This window comes from Chryseolinea serpens (genome assembly GCF_900129725.1).
In the GTDB taxonomy this organism is placed as follows: Bacteria; Bacteroidota; Bacteroidia; order Cytophagales; family Cyclobacteriaceae; genus Chryseolinea; species Chryseolinea serpens.
This window is the reverse complement of record NZ_FQWQ01000001.1, coordinates 2,256,130-2,270,618: the sequence shown is the minus strand read 5'-3', so window position 1 is coordinate 2,270,618 and position 14,489 is coordinate 2,256,130. Positions and strand designations below refer to the sequence as shown.

General features: G+C 42.9%; 10 protein-coding genes and 1 pseudogene. 5 read left to right on the top strand and 6 right to left on the bottom strand.

Annotated elements, in window-relative coordinates:
* The first annotated feature begins 442 nt into the window (after positions 1 to 442).
* Together BUB30_RS08970 and nhaA are read left to right on the top strand one after the other, a co-directional pair.
* The gene (locus BUB30_RS08970) at positions 443 to 910 is read left to right on the top strand and encodes a glycosyltransferase (protein ID WP_073132904.1); all 468 of its coding nucleotides are present in this window, start codon (positions 443 to 445) and stop codon (positions 908 to 910) included.
* Positions 911 to 1,390: 480 nt separating this feature from the next.
* The gene (gene nhaA, locus BUB30_RS08965; protein ID WP_073134997.1) at positions 1,391 to 2,578 is read left to right on the top strand and encodes a Na+/H+ antiporter NhaA; all 1,188 of its coding nucleotides are present in this window, start codon (positions 1,391 to 1,393) and stop codon (positions 2,576 to 2,578) included.
* A gap of 115 nt (positions 2,579 to 2,693) precedes the next feature.
* On the opposite strand, the gene BUB30_RS35780 is transcribed toward nhaA, so the two are convergent.
* The gene (locus BUB30_RS35780; protein WP_262485789.1) at positions 2,694 to 2,819 is read right to left on the bottom strand and encodes a CBS domain-containing protein; all 126 of its coding nucleotides are present in this window, start codon (positions 2,817 to 2,819) and stop codon (positions 2,694 to 2,696) included.
* A 500-nt stretch (positions 2,820 to 3,319) separates the two neighbouring features.
* Between BUB30_RS35780 and BUB30_RS08960 the strand changes: the two are divergent.
* From BUB30_RS08960 to BUB30_RS08950, 3 genes and pseudogenes are all read left to right on the top strand, one after another.
* Positions 3,320 to 4,069, top strand: a pseudogene (locus BUB30_RS08960) (sigma-70 family RNA polymerase sigma factor); the annotation flags it as partial.
* 1,076 nt (positions 4,070 to 5,145) lie between these two features.
* The gene (locus tag BUB30_RS08955) at positions 5,146 to 6,303 is read left to right on the top strand and encodes a sensor histidine kinase (RefSeq protein ID WP_073134995.1); all 1,158 of its coding nucleotides are present in this window, start codon (positions 5,146 to 5,148) and stop codon (positions 6,301 to 6,303) included.
* Between the two features lie 531 nt (positions 6,304 to 6,834).
* Positions 6,835 to 7,212: a tellurite resistance TerB family protein gene (locus tag BUB30_RS08950; RefSeq protein ID WP_073132902.1), complete on the top strand. Its 378-nt coding sequence runs from the start codon at positions 6,835 to 6,837 to the stop codon at positions 7,210 to 7,212.
* Between the two features lie 290 nt (positions 7,213 to 7,502).
* On the opposite strand, the gene BUB30_RS08945 is transcribed toward BUB30_RS08950, so the two are convergent.
* From BUB30_RS08945 to BUB30_RS08920, 5 genes are all read right to left on the bottom strand, one after another.
* Entirely contained in the window at positions 7,503 to 8,594 is a 1,092-nt protein-coding gene (locus tag BUB30_RS08945) for a sensor histidine kinase (RefSeq protein WP_073132900.1), read from the bottom strand.
* A gap of 39 nt (positions 8,595 to 8,633) precedes the next feature.
* Complete coding sequence (locus tag BUB30_RS08940) at positions 8,634 to 12,008, bottom strand: response regulator (protein WP_084137979.1); 3,375 nt, start codon at positions 12,006 to 12,008, stop codon at positions 8,634 to 8,636.
* A gap of 8 nt (positions 12,009 to 12,016) precedes the next feature.
* The gene (locus BUB30_RS08930) at positions 12,017 to 12,589 is read right to left on the bottom strand and encodes a chemotaxis protein CheB (RefSeq protein ID WP_073132898.1); all 573 of its coding nucleotides are present in this window, start codon (positions 12,587 to 12,589) and stop codon (positions 12,017 to 12,019) included.
* Positions 12,590 to 12,597: 8 nt separating this feature from the next.
* Positions 12,598 to 13,404, bottom strand: coding sequence for a CheR family methyltransferase (locus BUB30_RS08925; protein ID WP_073132896.1), 807 nt, complete (start codon positions 13,402 to 13,404; stop codon positions 12,598 to 12,600).
* A 705-nt stretch (positions 13,405 to 14,109) separates the two neighbouring features.
* The gene (locus BUB30_RS08920) at positions 14,110 to 14,436 is read right to left on the bottom strand and encodes an integrase core domain-containing protein (protein WP_073132894.1); all 327 of its coding nucleotides are present in this window, start codon (positions 14,434 to 14,436) and stop codon (positions 14,110 to 14,112) included.
* Between the last annotated feature and the right edge of the window lie 53 nt (positions 14,437 to 14,489).

The window sequence follows — 14,489 nt, the reverse complement described above, 5'->3', positions numbered from 1 at the left end:
CTGCAGCAAAGAAGATGATAAAATTCCAGACCCTACGTCTTTCTCGTTTGTCATACTTGATTGGAAAATTCCGAGCAAGCTGACCACCAATTTCCGAGGCAAAGTGACCACCCGGAAGAACAGCCATACCGTAGTAATCGGCAAACGCTTCGAAGTTGTCATTCAGCTTCGGCTCATACCGATTGCTTTTAATCACCGCTGACTTCAAATTATCCGGAACAATAGCATTCGGCGCACCTCCAAAGTAATGCAGCGCGTTTTCACAGCAACTGATAAAATCCTCTACACGCTGGCTTTCTACCGCCTGGAGATTCCACTACCCATGAACACCTAATTCCGGGCAGGTGTGAGCAGTGATAGTTAACTTAGGATTCCAGATTGCGCAGAGATTGTAACTGATTAGTAGCCAACGAGGCAAGTTGGCAATGGTTCCCGGAATCAGTTGACCAACTATGCGGAATGGATTGATCATGGGCTCGCGAAAAAAAGTGTTCACAGGTCCCGGAATCTCCACTACCCACCCGATAGTTATTTCACCGGTTTTTGGTTTGGTGAATCTACAACCGAGCTGTCGCCTGACCTGTTGCAATTCATTCAAGCGGGAGAGCCACCGCTACTTATCACCTTTGGCAGCATGCCTTTTGATGTTTCATTCGATATTCAAAAGGCCATTATTAAACTATCAAAAGAACTTGGCATCAGAATACTCATCGTCAAGGGCTGGGGGTTCGAAAATACGGAATGGCTTGAGTCCCATAGTTCCATTAAGGTCATTGCCTCTGCGCCCTTTGACAAACTTCTTCCCTTGGTTAAGGCGGCCGTCCATCATGGAGGTATCGGTACCGCTGCGGAATGTCTGCGTGCGGGCATTCCTTTTTTACCTTGCCCGGTAATTTATCCCATGGGGTGATCAACACTTTTGGGGTCACCTGGCATACCAGAAAGGCTATGCTGTTCGACCGATTCCGTTAAAAAAATTAACTGAAACCCTATTGGAAGGAAGTGTGATCGAACTTCTGGGCAATGATCAACTTTATCTGAACGCACGTAATATGAGGGGATTTTTAAAATCGGAAAATGGTGTCAGATCCGCCGTAACGATAATTGAGAATCATTTTTCCGTCAATCAAACGCTATTCTAATCTTTCAAAGTAACCAATTATGTATTTCTGTACTATGCAATCGAATGAAATTACATTTACAGTTACTGATTGAGGTAAAGGCAAGCTTATTTTGACCTCGCGGTTTCGAGCAGTAAAGATAAATGCCCTACCTTGCGCGCAGGAAAAGGATAAGACGACTTTAGAAAGATCATAGAGTAGTTTACAGGCTACGAATGCCCGGTATTACGCAAGTATGGCCCGGGCCTTTTTTATTTAAAGCACGGGGTATGAAAGTGACTCATTTATTCGAAGATTTCTTCCATAGCGAAAAAGCAGCCGGCCTTGTGTTGATGGCGTGCACCATACTATCTCTTCTACTGGCCAATAGCGGAGCCTCTGCGGGCTACCTGCATTTCTGGCACCTCGAATTTTCCGGCCATAGCGTTTCACATTGGATCAATGATGGACTCATGGCGATATTCTTTCTACTGGTGGGCCTGGAGTTGGAGCGCGAAGTCTATATCGGCGAATTGTCGAGCCTTAAAAATGCATTACTTCCCGTGGTAGCCGCTTTGGGTGGTATGCTCGTACCTGCGGGGTTTCATTTTTTATTTAACCGAGGCACCGACACGCAGGCCGGCGCGGGCATTCCCATGGCTACGGACATCGCCTTTGCCTTGGCCGCGCTTTCGTTACTGGGTAAACGCGTACCAAATTCCTTAAAAATATTCCTAACGGCACTGGCTGTCATCGATGACCTGGGTGCCATTTTAGTTATTGCAATTTTCTACACTGGCTCGGTAGCCTGGATGAATCTTATTGCCGCCCTGTCGGTCTATGGCGCATTGCTACTTCTGAATCGACTTAAAGTCCGCAACCTGATCCCCTATCTTATTGGCGGCGCGGTGATGTGGTATTTCATGCTTCATTCCGGCATTCACGCCACCATTGCCGGCGTACTAACCGCATTCGCCATTCCGTTTGGAAATGGCGATGAGAAATCAACGTCTTTTATTCTTCAGCGATTTTTACATCGTCCTATTGCGTTTGGCGTTTTACCGTTGTTTGCCCTGGCAAACACTGCTGTGGTCTTACCCAACGACTGGGTGCATTCCCTGGTTGAGGCAAATAGTCTCGGAATTTTTACGGGTTTGTTTTTGGGTAAGCCCTTGGGGATTTTCGTGTTCTCCCTGGGCTCATCGCTAATCGGAATCACCCGGCTTCCTTCCGACCTGAAATGGACCCATATTCTGGGTACTGGATTCTTGGGTGGCATTGGGTTCACAATGTCAATCTTCATCACCTTTTTGGCTTTCAACAAGGACGCGATTATCGATCAATCCAAAATTGTTATTCTTATTTCTTCATTGCTTGCAGGCGTTGCTGGGTTCTTCTTGTTGAACATCTGGGTTAAACCTGAGACAGTGGGCGTAGATAGTACTAGGACTCCATCAACTCAGTACGATAACGATTAAGTACAGAGGATTTGGAAAGAAAACCAAGATAAACGTCGCTCTCTATAACCGGAAAGATTCTATTGCTTCGTGGGCATGAAATTTGGCAAAGACCCATGAAGATTTTCGCCCAGTTCTACCCAGCTTCGGGTTTGGTCATAAGATCGCTCACAGTAATGAGGTCGTATTTCGAATTGTCGAACATGATCCCGCGCACTTTGTCCATGTGGATGAGGCCCACGAGTCTCTGTCTTTTTGTCAACAACCGGGAAAAGATTTCGATTGGAAGATGTTATAATCTTGACTAAATCCGAGAGCGAGCTTCCTCTGGCACCACAGAAAAATTTCTCTCGATAAATTCTCATGCTCGGCCTGGGTGGAGATTCCGAGATGGTTGACCACTTTGTTTCGTACGCCTGTGACCACAACATTCCGGACCACCGAGCAATTTATTCCGGGGGAATTGACCATCCCTCGTATTGACTATCTTGAAGTTATGTCTCAACACGATTGAATCTGTGCTTACTTAACTTATGGTGATCATACCCTCACGAAATAAAGTGGTCAAGGGGGTCGGAATCTCCAATTATGAGCGAACAGGAGGCATCATGGGTTGGGCTTGGATGGACATTAAGTGCAGGATTCATAAACAGGAGCGTAGACGGTATCGCAGACGATAATGTCAACGCTCGTCGCGAGGTGCGCGATTACTGGGATGGCGGATTGACAACGACAAAAACAACGACTCTGGGTATTAGTGGAATGACGAAGGGAAACGGCGGCGCGGGGCTTAGTTATACCGTTGCAAAGACACAAGTGGACAAGTATTTACAAGAGATCGGAAGAGTTGACCTTATTACGGCAGATGAGGAGGTGAAACTAACACAGCGTATCAAGGCAGGTGATCAGGCTGCCCTTGAAAAGATGGTAAAGGCCAACCTCAGATTTGTAGTCTCCGTGGCTAAACAATATCAAAATCTCGGCTTGTCTTTGGGAGATCTGATCAACGAAGGAAATATCGGATTGGTGAAGGCCGCCATGCGCTTTGATGAGACCCGCGGCTTCAAATTCATTTCCTACGCGGTGTGGTGGATCAGGCAGTCGGTCATGCAGGCCGTTGCAGAACAGTCCAGGGTTGTCCGAATTCCCTTGAACAGGATAGGTTCCTTGAATAAACTCAACAGGACATTTTCCACGCTGGAACAAAAATTCCAGCGCGACCCTTCTGCGGAGGAACTGGCCGAGGTCCTTGAGGTGGCTCCGGAGGAGATTAGAGATACAGTGCAAATGGGAGCACGCCAAGCTTCAATCAATGCTCCTTTTGTACAAGGGGAGGAGAATAGTCTGCTTGATACATTGGCGGATGAATCGGAGGATACACCGGACTCAACGCTGATCAATAATTCGTTACGGCGCGATGTGCAACGCTCCCTCTCTACGTTGACGCAAAGGGAGTCGGATGTCATATCACTTTACTACGGTTTGAATGACCGACCCGCCATGACGCTGGAGGTAGGGGTTAAGGTTTAGTCCCTTGAGCTCAAGGCAGGTTTTTAATCTATGAATGCTCCGGAGATGATATCTGGAACCTTTACGTTGTTAATTTGAATAGCCCTTTTTTGGGCTATGGTGCAAATATCGAACGATGTACGTTATCTTTGTGCTCCGATGCGTTGGTAAATTACTGAAAATAAATTCGCTAAATTTTCGAATCTTTCTCCTGGACGTATTTGTAACCAGCGTTCAGAAATCGAGAAAAGGGGCAAGTAGTTCAGACGGAATGAAAGCCCCTTTTATTATTCCAGCTCGCTAAGGCGACTAGTATAATTGCACTATTTTTCATAGTAGAATTATACTACCGACTAGTAGAATTATACTACCCACAAGAGTAATTCCCTTGCTCACTAAATTTTTTTAATGCTTCCTTAAGCTATTGTACTAGTTGGTAATTGACTTATTATCCGGGCTTTTCATTGTTCACAGGGAGTGGAGTTCTCAAACGCTTAGCAACTTGGACTTCATGACAGGATTTGAAACAATTATGCGCGGAGTCATGCCATTTATGGGAACCACAGACATTATTCTTTCTTTCTATCTTTAAAAAAAGTAGAAGCGCCTTATGTTGCTTCTTTGACTAGGATAACTCATATCGAAATGACCCACACCAAAGTCATAAATCTCCTGATTATTGGTGTTGTTATACTCATAGCAATACCCGGGCTCCTATATTACTCTGCAATAATTTCGGCTGAAAGACTTGAGCGGTGGCAAAATGGTGGTCGTTGAAACCATACTAGTAGTTTCATGGATTGGAGTTGGTTTATATTCGCTGTTCCAGTTGCTTAGATGGCTTGCAAGGCGCTTTAGACACTAACGAGACTATTTTCTTTAACAGTTTTCATAGATTGCTCCAGGTAGAAGACAACTCAAATAATTCACGGTGCCTTGTTTTATTGCTTTGCGAAATTAATAAATACATCGGCGAACCGTAAATTCAGATAACCTTTCGTTCCTGGAGTTTTTTGCACCTCCATTCTTTTCGCTATTAGACCTGATCGTTCTATTTGCTGGGCTTAATCCAAATCATCATGAATACAACTCTAAGAATACTGATTCTCGAGGATGTTCAAGACGATGTTATTCTCATAGAACATGCCCTTAAAAAAGATGGGATTCAATTTGAACTGATGCAGGTAGATTCTCAAGAAACCTTTATCAACGCTTTGTCCGAGTTCGATCCGGATGTCATTTTATCGGATCATTCTTTGCCCCAATTTAATTCTATGGAAGCTCTAAAGATCTGCCGGAAGCAGGGCCTGGATATTCCCTTTATTCTTGTCACTGGCACGATGTCTGAAGAATTTGCTGTTCGCTGTCTTAAAGAAGGAGCCGATGACTATGTCTTGAAACTGAACCCTGCCAGGCTTTCATCCGCAATTGTCAACTCCATTAAACAAAAAAAGATAGATTCTGAACGAAAGGAAGCCGAAAAGGCCCTGCACCAGCAAAACAAGGAACTTGTCAAAATCAATGAGGAGTTGGATAAATTTGTGTATAGCGTTTCTCATAATTTAAGGGCACCTCTAACATCCGTTCTTGGGCTCGTTAACATTGGACGTATGGAGGATAGCAAAAAGGACGATTCTTTTCAACCCTTATTCGACATGATGGAAAAGAGCATCCGGAAACTGGACGCCACCTTAAAGGAGATCTTGGATTATTCTCGCAATGCGAGGAGCGATATCAACATTGAGAGGGTTGACCTTGCTGTGATCTTTCGGACATGTTTAGAGAGCTTGGAATTTATTGAAGGCTACGAGCACGTAAGAAAAGAAATATCAATTCACAACGATGAAATAGCGTTCTACTCCGATAGCCATCGTCTTGGCGTAATTTTTGACGACTTGATCTCCAACGCCATTCGGTATCGCGACATTTCTAAAAAACAACCAAGCTTAGTCATTGAGGCCGAAATAGCGGCAGACGCGGTGCATATCCTTTTTAGGGATAATGGTATCGGCATTTCAGAAGAGCTTACGCCGCGAATTTTTGAAATGTTCTTCAGGGCTACAGAAAAAAGCGAAGGAGCAGGGCTCGGTCTATACATTGTAAAAGAAATGACGAAAAAATTGAATGGCATAATCCAGGTAACATCGGTCCCTGGACAAGGTACTGAGTTTCATTTAGAAATCCCGAATGCATATCCAGTTGAAAAGCAAACAAATTTTAACAGACAAATATGGTAAGACTAAGGGTCTGATGAACCAGGCAACAGCAACGAATGTCGGGACCTAAGCCATCTGTCGAGTGCCCACAGCTATTGTCAGGGGACCGACTCCTCAGTAGAGGCAAGGTGCATGTGACGTGACTGGACATTTTGCTACCCTTGACCATTTCATTTTGTGAGCATGTAACCAGCAAAAGTTATGTCATCAGGGTAATTCAAGTTAATAGGCAACTACCAATGTCATAGTATGAGATGGTCAATTTGTCACGGAATTGATTGATCTGCATCGCGAAATACGATGATCACAGGTTAGCGAAATGAAGTGGTCAACCACCACGGAATCTCCAGTCAAGTGGGTGATTAACGGTCATTTTCCATTGGCTCTATTATATTTATGGACACAGATCTGAGGCGACGAATTGGAATCTTTGAATGATGAAAGGATTACTTCCTTGTCTGGAGATTTAATTTGGATGTTGTCAGGATTTTCGTTGGAGTTTTTGCAGAGAATAGGTATATTTAAACACCTCCATCCGATATCCATACTACTATGTTAGATCCCATTAAGTTAGCCCATTTCCGGAATCTCATTTCACTCAGTGCAGCAGACGGTAAGATAGAAGAGTTGGAGCGTGTTGCCCTGTCAAAGATCGCCTATGAGAACGGCATTCCCCTGGACCGTCTTAACCTCATGCTCGACCGGGCGAACGAATACCAATACCTCATTCCACAGGACAATTCAGAAAAAGAGAAGCAACTCGACGACATGATCCGGCTCGCGCTAGTAGACGGAGATTTCTCCCCCGCCGAACGGGAGCTGATCAATACAGTCAGCGAGAGGCTCGGATTTTCCAAACCAGCACTCGAAAAATTGATCGACGTCGTGTTGGTTGAGACTAACGGCAAGGCTGGAGTGGAAATTCGGTGATTATCAGGTGAATGACTTTAGCGGCCCACCAGACGTTTCCATCCCGCTCTAAGAGGTGAAAAGGGGCAGCCTAGGCCCATTACGTTAAAGCTACCACGCGTCGGGTGTCAAGCCGACTGAAATTGGCGCGTGGGTAGGCACCGGATGGCCACTCTCAACTGGAGGTCAGATATCTCGCAACGTGAGAGAAAAACGGAAGGCGTGGTGCCAACCAGTTTGCAGGTCTTACGAAGGCTGATCGCATAACCTCATAAAGTTGCAACGCTATACGCACCCATCATTGAGGGGCATTAGAATGGTAAACTAAAATAAAACGCCGCTCCTTGATTGACCTTCCCTTCAGCCCAGATCTTTCCTTTATGCTTCGTAATTATCCGGTGCACTATTGCCAATCCAACGCCCGTTCCTTCAAAATCATCCTGTGAATGTAAACGTTGAAATACACCAAATAATTTATCAGCATATTTCATATCGAATCCGGCACCGTTATCCCTTACGGAAAAAATAATTTCACCGTTTTTCTCTTCTGAGAATATTTCAACGACGGGATCTTCTTTCTTGGATGAATACTTAAATGCGTTTGAGATAATGTTGAACAATACCTGACGAATCAACCCATAGTCTGCTGTCACATTATGTAGTTGGCCAATCTTTATTTGCGGACCATTGCTCATTGTTTGACTTATTTCAGTCAATATTCCATCCACCAATGTTTTCGTGTCGATTACTGTTTTTTGCAAGTCCTTTCGTCCGAGATGGGAGAATGAAAGCAGGTCATCAATTAGTGACTCCATTTTAGCGGCATTTCGGCATATACTATTTATCATCCGATTGCCTTCTTCTTCCAGTATTGCCCCGTAATCTTCTTTCAACATTGCGGCATATCCATTTAGCGCCCTAAGCGGTGCACGCAAATCATGTGATATGGAATAACCGAACGCCTCTAAGTCTTTATTTGAATTCTTCAATTCTTCATTTAGTTCAAATAGAGCAACCTCTTGCTGATGCTTGTCGATAAAAAATTTAACTTTGTTGATCAAGATCTCAGGCTGGAAAGGCTTTGTTATAAAGCTGAATGCTCCTTTCTCATAGCCTTTAAATACATTTAAATTATCTGTGTAAACTGCGGAAATAAATATAAAAGGCAAGTGCATCGTTTTTTCTTCTTCCCGCAGTATACCCGCTAGTTCGTAACCATCCATTTCCGGCATTTGGATATCCAATAACGCTAAAACAAAATCATGATGTAAAGACTTCTTTAGTGCCTCATTGCCACCTCTTGCTTCCACGAGTTCAATATCCAGATTTTTCAGAACCGTTCTTAAAGCAACCAGGTTTTCGGGTTTATCGTCTACGATTAGTATTTTAGGTTTATTATTCATAGGTAAACTGTATTAGCTCAAAATCATATTTGTTGGTCCTTAGTTGCTTAACCATACACGCATAAGGGATAACAATCGCTCAATGTCAATGGGTTTTGCTATATAATCGTTCGCGCCGGCCTCAATGCATTTTCGCTTGTCGTCTTTCATCGCTTTTGCCGTGAGCGCAATTACCGGCAAGTTCTTGAACTTTGTCTGTGACCGAATCTGTTTCATAGCTTCGTAGCCATCCATTTCCGGCATCATAATATCCATCAGCACCAGGTCAATATGAGGATGTTTGCTTAGCATCTCTAAAGCATTTTTCCCGTTTTCCGCTTTCACGATTTCCATTCCTCGTTCCTTTAATATTTTGGATAGTGCGAATACATTTCGCATGTCATCATCCACCAGCAATATCTTTTTTGCACGGAATATGGCTTCCTTATCGTACAGGTTATTTATGATCTGTTGTTTTGATGCGGGCAAATTGCTGATCGTTCTGTGAAGAAAAAGTGCCGTTTCGTCCAGCAATCGTTCTTCCGATTTAACACCTTTTATAATAATGCTTTCGGCGTAATTTTGTAGCTCGTTGTTTTCCTCTTTTGTAAGCTCTTTCCCGGTATAGACGATAATCGGCGGAACTTGCCGGTCTTTAATGTTCTCCAATTTGTAGATCAACTCAAACCCATTTATGTCGGGCAGACCTAAATCAAGTACAATACAGTCTACATGATTTTCAGTGAAGATCGTCAATGCTGCCTTTCCACTTTCGGCATCCAGGCATTTGACATCTCCATTGCCTATTAGTTTTCGTATTGTTTTCCTGGAATTTTCATCGTCCTCTATGATGAGCAGAGTTTTCATTTTCCGATTGGCAAAATTTTCGATCCTGGTAAACGCATCTTCAAGTTCCTTTTTACTGACCGGTTTCGTAAGGCATTCAATTGCACCCTCCTTGATTGAATCCAAAGAACGCTCATGGACAGAGACAATATGGACCGGTATGTGCCGTACAGTCGGGTTTGCTTTTAACTCGGCAAGCACTCTGTGGCCATTGATCCCGGGTAAATCAATGTCAAGGATAATGGCATGCGGCTTGTATTTCGAGGCCAGTATAAGACCGTCTTCGCCTGTGGCGGCGGATAGACATTTGAATCCTTTATAGTTTGCTTGCTTTAAGAGAATGGCGGCGAAATTCAAATCGTCTTCGATGACAAGGACAACCTTATCGTCTTTTGTTATGGAATCCCTGTCATCCTCTACGGCAGGATAATTGAGATATCTCGAACCATTTTCGGAATCTCCCTTGAAAAGGACCGGCTCTTTCGCTGAACTTCTAGCGGATTCCTCCGCTTGATGGATTTCCACAGGAATGATGAGGGAGAAAGTGGATCCTTCATTTGGTTTACTTTTCACCTTGATTTCGGCGCCTAGTAATTTTGCAAGTTCCCGTGAGATGGAAAGACCCAAGCCCGTACCCCCAAACTTCCGCGAAGTTCCTCCATCGGCTTGTTGAAAAGCTTCAAATATGGCCATTTGTTTGTCTTCCTGGATGCCAATACCCGTGTCACTAACGGATATGATCAGGGTACTTTCCGTATATCTGTTTATGCCAATATTTACGCTTCCTTTCTCAGTGAATTTTATTGCGTTCGACAAAAGATTTTTCAAGATCTGATTCAAGCGTTGTGAATCACTGCGGATGGCTTCCGGCAATTCAGGGTCCAATGTACAGCTAAGCTTGAGCCCCTTTCGATCAGCATTATGCTTAAAATCCCGAAGAAGTTCATCGCTGAACGCTCTCAAGGGAACTCTTTCAATATTGATGGCCATTTTTCCCGCCTCGATCTTGGAGAGATCAAGAACTTCATTGATGAGCACGAGCAAGTCCTGGCCGCTTTTATAAATAATTTCAGCACTCTCTACCTGGTCCGGATCGAGGTTTTTCTTTTTATTGTCCGACAGGTCTTTTGAAAGAATAAGTAAACTATTTAGCGGGGTTCTCAGTTCGTGCGACATGTTGGCTAAGAACTCGGATTTATATTTGCTGCTGACTTCCAGTTGTTTTGTTTTTTGTTCAATGTCATATTTTGCTCCTTCAACCTCTTTATTTTTAAATTCCAGGGACTGGGTTTGCTCTTCCAGTTCTTCATTGGTCATTTGCAATTCTTCTTGTTGTTGCTTTAGATTTTGCGCCTGTTCTTCAAGTTCTTCATTCATTTGTTTCATCTCTTCCTGCTGAGTTTGAAGTTCTTCGGCTTGTCGCTGTGTTTCTTCTAAAAGCTCTTTTAGTTTGGTTCTGGATTGTGAAGAGTTAAAGGCAATGCCAATATTTTCGGACACCAGGTCTAGCAATTGCAGATCGAGCTCTGAGAATTGATTGATGGAACCAATTTCAATAACTCCTTTTAACTGCCCGGCATATTGGAAGGGAAAAACGATGATGTTTTTAGGTGAAGAATTTCCAAGACCAGAGTTGATCTTAATATAATCGTCGGGTACTGGGCTGAATATGATGGATTTTTTTTCCAATGCGGCTTGCCCCACGAGGCCCTGACCCAGTTTTATGACATTCGAATTGTCCTTTCTATTTTGAAATGCATAACTGCCAACCAAATTCAATTGTCCGCCTTCGGTAAGGTAAATTGCACCAATTTGTGCCTTCATGTATGAGGTAAGCTGGTTGACCACTTCTTGTGCAAGTTCATTGACTTCCTTTTCACCCTGCGTTTTGCTATTTAGCGCTGTGTTGCCGGCGAGTAGCCAATTCTTACTTGAAGTTTCGGTTTCGGCTTTTTTTAGCGCTCTTAAGTTGGCCGTAATTATAAAGTAGACGCTAAAAAGAACGGTAATAATGATCAGCAACAGGACGGCAAAAACAACGTTAAAGTTGCGGGCATCGTCATCACTGGCTTGCCTTCTTTCAACTAGGAGTGTTTGCTCTACCCCTCTGGCTTTATCAATTAACGCCCTTATTCCATCTTCGATTCTTTTTCCATCTCCGCCGGCTACAATTTTCCTGGCTTTTTCAACATCTTTTTTCCGAAGATCAATATATCCCTTTAAATGATCCATGTGCGTCGTGAGTTCTTTCTCTAACGTATTAACATTTCTTTGCTGAATGGGATTGTCACTTGTCAATTCTCTTACTTTCTCAATATGCTCGGCTATTTTAGCGCTTGCATTGGTAAAAGGCTCCAGGTAATGTTCGTCACCCGTGATAACGTAGCCTCGCGCGCCCGTTTCGGCATCGACAGAGTATAGCCTTATTTGCTCGAACTCATACATTACCTGATTGGTATGGTCTACCCAGATGTTTGACTCAATGAACTTTTCATTGTTTTTAAAAGAAAAGATGGCGACACCAAAAAGGACCATGGTACAGGCAATAAATCCTAATAGTATTTTTCTTGCGAGGGTCATTTTCATCATGAATTTTTTTAACGTTTAGGTCCAGTTACTCCAATCAATAAGTTGACTATGCCATCCAGAGGCGAAATGTGATCTACCGGCATCGTAGCCATGACGGAAGCCGGCATGTAGCTGGATTCTGCAGTTGCAGGATCTTGTACGATAGTTAAGCCTCCGTATTTTTTTATTCGTTTCATACCGTTCGTTCCGTCGGCATTGGAGCCTGTAAGCACGACGCCAATCAATTTATCACGATAAACTTCAGCAGCGGATTCAAACAATACGTCAATCGATGGTCGTGCAAAATTTACCCGCTCGTCTATGGTGAGCGAAAATGTCTTACTTCGCTCAATCAGTAAATGATAATTGGGCGGGGCAACGTAAATTCTGCCGTTCTCAATTTTCTCTTTTTCGTCCGCTTCCTTTATGTCAAATTTGTTTTTATCATTCACTAACTTTATCCATTGGTTGTCGGAACGCGGACCAATATGTTGCACAATAACAATGGGGATACTGAAATCTTTTGGCAAAAGGGTAAACATTACTTTCATTGCATTTAATCCGCCGGAAGAAACCCCTATTACAATTGCCTCGTACCGCATTCCGTTACTTAATATTTTTTCTTAAATATTCGATGCTGTTTATCCAATTCGGTGTATTCATCACGCAAATCCGAGAATCGTAAACCTTCCTTAGCACCCAAACACAAAATTCCACCATTGATCAGGCTGTCAAAAAAGATCTTTTGGACCTTATTCTGCAATTCCGTTTCAAAATAGATAAGCACATTTCTGCATAAAATCAAATGCGCTTCAGCGAACACACTATCGGTTACCAAATTATGATTAGCCCATACAATATTTCTTTTTAAAGACTGATTCATAATAACGTGATCATAATCAGATGTGTAGTAATTCAAAAAAGATTCTTTTCCCCCTGACAATTGATAATTGGTAGTATATTCTTTCATCAGCCCATTTGAAAAAATCCCTCCTTTCGCTTTGTTCAATGCTTGTTGGTTAAAGTCAGTTGCATAAATCGTAGTTCTCCCATACAGCCCTTCTTCCTGCATGAGAATGGCCACCGAATACACTTCTTCTCCCGTCGAACAGCCCGCATGCCATATTTTTATAAAAGGATAGGTCTTTAAGAGCGGGATGACATTTTCCCGCAGCGATTTATAGAAGCCGGGGTCTCGAAACATTTCAGTTACGGTTATTGAAAGATCTTGCAAAAGCTGCGATGCAAATGTTTCATTATTCATCACCTCAGATCTTACATAAGAAATATCTTCTAGTCCCGACAACCTCACCCTGTTCATTATCCTGCGTGTAATATGTGCTTCGGAATACTGTCTGAAATCATAACCGTATTTTTTATAGATAGCGTCCATAATGTCTCTCACATGTGTCTGCATTGATCGGTGTTTTTATTTCGAGTGTATTTGGGGTTGCTTCATGAGTTTCAAATTTTGAAAAAACGTGAAAAAATTGGCTTCTTGTCTTTACTAAAAAGATACAATTCTACAACTGACAAGCTTGTCCACGCGATGGTGCGCCAAATATGCCCTTCAAGATCCTTATTTCTTAATAATCACCTCTAACTCACTAGAAACCAAAAAAAACCAAGTGTGCCTCATCAAGGCCTCCTTTCATTTCATAGTATTTGAATTTTGAGAATATTACTCCACAGTAATAGCATCTGACCTGAGTAATACTTCATGAAGCTGTGCCTCCGTGAAAGAAGACGGAGGTATGGAAAAAGGTTTCGATTTCACTCCTTCTCGGTATGCCAAAAACAAATCGAACCTTGCCGACGCAATTTGACTGCCAAATGTTTAAGCAATTCTAGTTTCTCTTCGTCTATATAATTTTCAATAACGAAAATTCAATGGGTTGCCGAAATGAATATAATCGTTACAACTGGAGATTCCGAGGGTAGACCACTTATTTTAACCGTGAGGGGGTCCCTGAACGTTAAATCATGCCTCGAGTTTATTTGCAATGTGTAAGTTCGGCAAAAGTCAAAGATCGAACCTCTAAAGCTGCTATGTTCTGTGAATCAGCAAGTTATAAGCGTGGTATCGACTTAATGCGATTCGACGCTGGCTACTAAAGTACCTTCAAAAGACCTGCAGTATGAGGTCTCTCCATTTTTTCAACAGGTTAAATGTAGAGTTTCGGGCTTGTTTTTCATACCCTTCTTCAAACTCATCTGGTGTCAAATCATCCAAAGACCTGTGTGGTCCGTGGCTGTTGTAGCCGGTTCTAAAGTGTTCATTTTTTCCGGCATCTTCCGGAGACATGAACCAATGGATGTTGAGGTACTCATCAAGAAACTTGCCATTGAACGATTCAATATATGGATTATCCGTCGGTTTTCCTGGACGGGAATAGTCAAGGATCACGCCATGGTCATATGCCCACTTGTCTAAATCCTTTGATAGCAAGGTGAAAAATAGTATATTGTTTAACCCGTGGGTAAATCATGCTCGCGGAGATC

Bases quoted from the DNA above. Each gene is read 5' to 3' on its own strand.
- BUB30_RS08925 (WP_073132896.1), bottom strand. From the start codon at position 13,404: ATGCAGACACATGTGAGAGACATTATGGACGCTATCTATAAAAAATAC.
- BUB30_RS08945 (WP_073132900.1), bottom strand. From the start codon at position 8,594: ATGAATAATAAACCTAAAATACTAATCGTAGACGATAAACCCGAAAAC.
- nhaA (WP_073134997.1), top strand. From the start codon at position 1,391: ATGAAAGTGACTCATTTATTCGAAGATTTCTTCCATAGCGAAAAAGCA.
- BUB30_RS08950 (WP_073132902.1), top strand. From the start codon at position 6,835: ATGTTAGATCCCATTAAGTTAGCCCATTTCCGGAATCTCATTTCACTC.
- BUB30_RS08940 (WP_084137979.1), bottom strand. From the start codon at position 12,008: ATGATGAAAATGACCCTCGCAAGAAAAATACTATTAGGATTTATTGCC.
- BUB30_RS08930 (WP_073132898.1), bottom strand. From the start codon at position 12,589: ATGCGGTACGAGGCAATTGTAATAGGGGTTTCTTCCGGCGGATTAAAT.
- BUB30_RS08955 (WP_073134995.1), top strand. From the start codon at position 5,146: ATGAATACAACTCTAAGAATACTGATTCTCGAGGATGTTCAAGACGAT.